Origin of the sequence: Bradyrhizobium sp. CCBAU 11386, assembly GCF_028128955.1 — a bacterium.
GTDB lineage: Bacteria > Pseudomonadota > Alphaproteobacteria > Rhizobiales > Xanthobacteraceae > Bradyrhizobium.
Map to the genome: position 1 here is coordinate 1 of NZ_LBKA01000107.1, position 1,565 is coordinate 1,565.

Here is a 1,565-nt window from a genome sequence, read left to right on the forward strand (position 1 = left end):
GCATGTGGTCCGCGATGGGCTGAAGATGGAAGCAGGCGCGGCCAGACCAGTTGCCCAGTGTCGCCCGATCAAGCCGGATCCCCTGGCGCGCATAGATCTCGGCCTGACGGTAAAATGGCGTATGGTCGCCAAATTTGGAGACGATCACTTGCGCGATGGCCGCTTCGGTCGGCAGCCCGCCGGGCACGACGTGCTCCGGTGCGTGCGCCTGCACGACGGGGCCCGAGCAGCGGCGACAGATGTATTTCGGGCGGCGCGTGACCAGCACGCGCCATTGCGCCGGGATCACGTCAAGGCGCTGGCTGACGTCCTCGCCGATCTTCGTCATGGCGCCGCAACCGCACGGGCAGAGCGTGCTCACAGGCTCGATAATCCGCTCCACCCGCGGCAAATGGGCAGGCAAGCAGCCGCGATTGCTATGAGAACCATGATCTGGCGCGTTCCGTGATCGGCCCTGGATCGCCGCCTCGGCTCTCTCCTGCGCGGCATCCAGGATGCCTTGCGCGATCTCCACGTCTTCGAGCGGCAAATGATACTGATCTGGTCGCAGCTTCTCGGATTTCGCGCCGAACCTGTCGCGTCGCAATTCGCCGAGAATGATCTCCAGCCGGCGTCGGGCTTCTTCCGACGCCGCCAGCGCCCCCTGATGCTCGCTCAAGGCCGCCTGCGTTTGCGCCAAAAGCGCCTTCAGGCGTTCGTTTTCGTCGCGCAGCGCCGCGATGCTCATGCGCTATTTCGAGCACATCGCCGCCGCGCGTGCCACGATCAAAATAGCTGCCGAGTCATTCTGCCGCAGTTATCCCGCCGCCTGCGGGCGCCGTGCTTCTTCCGGGCGGACCAATCTCCAATCCAGCCCCTCGAACAAGGCAGCGAACATCGCTGGCGACATTCGCATCACGCCGTCCGCGATCGTTGGCCAAACAAACTTGCAACCTTCGAGGCGCTTGTGCACCAACACCAGGCCCGTTCGATCCCAGACCAAAATCTTGATCCGATCCGCTCGTTTCGATCGGAACACGAAGGCTGCGCCGCTGAACGGATCGAGACGGAGCATCTCCTGCACCTTTGCCGCAAGCCCATCGTGGCCACAGCGGAAGTCGATCGGCCGCGTTGCAACGTAAATCTTCAGATCAGCACCGGCCGCGATCATCGTGACGCTCGCACCGCACGGATCACCCGGGACAGCTGCCCACCATCAATGGCCGTATCCGTCCGCAGCACGACATCACCGATCGCGATCTCAAGCTTGATCGCCGGAGCCTGACGCTCCTCCAACGCACGGTCCACGACCAGCGGCGCGAATGTCGGCGGGGACGCCTCGCATGGCGGCAACATGCCTCGCTGTCGAAACCGCCGTCGCCAATCGTAGATCTGCCAGCGCGTCGCTCCATGCTTGCGCGCAACCTCGGACACCTGGGCACCGGGCACCAGACTCTCGGCGACGATCCGAGCTCTCTCAGCTTCCGAACGCATGCGGCGCCCCGACGGTCCTTCAAGAACTTCCAGCCGGCTCACCGACCCCGCCGATGGGCCGTCTAAATGGACGTCCTTTTTGCTGTCCAATC

3 protein-coding genes are annotated in these 1,565 nt (G+C 64.0%); all 3 read right to left on the reverse strand.

All coding sequences use genetic code 11. The annotated features are described in order from the left end of the window. Window positions 1-727 (reverse strand): IS66 family transposase zinc-finger binding domain-containing protein (locus XI09_RS08660; protein ID WP_271566468.1); only part of this gene is annotated, 727 nt, incomplete at its 3' end. 69 nt (window positions 728-796) lie between these two features. Then, window positions 797-1,150 (reverse strand): IS66 family insertion sequence element accessory protein TnpB, encoded by a 354-nt coding sequence (gene tnpB / locus XI09_RS08665; protein WP_271566469.1) that lies wholly within the window; start codon window positions 1,148-1,150, stop codon window positions 797-799. Next, window positions 1,147-1,565 (reverse strand): IS66-like element accessory protein TnpA (gene tnpA / locus XI09_RS08670; protein ID WP_333939055.1); only part of this gene is annotated, 419 nt, incomplete at its 5' end. The genes tnpB and tnpA, both read right to left, overlap by 4 nt.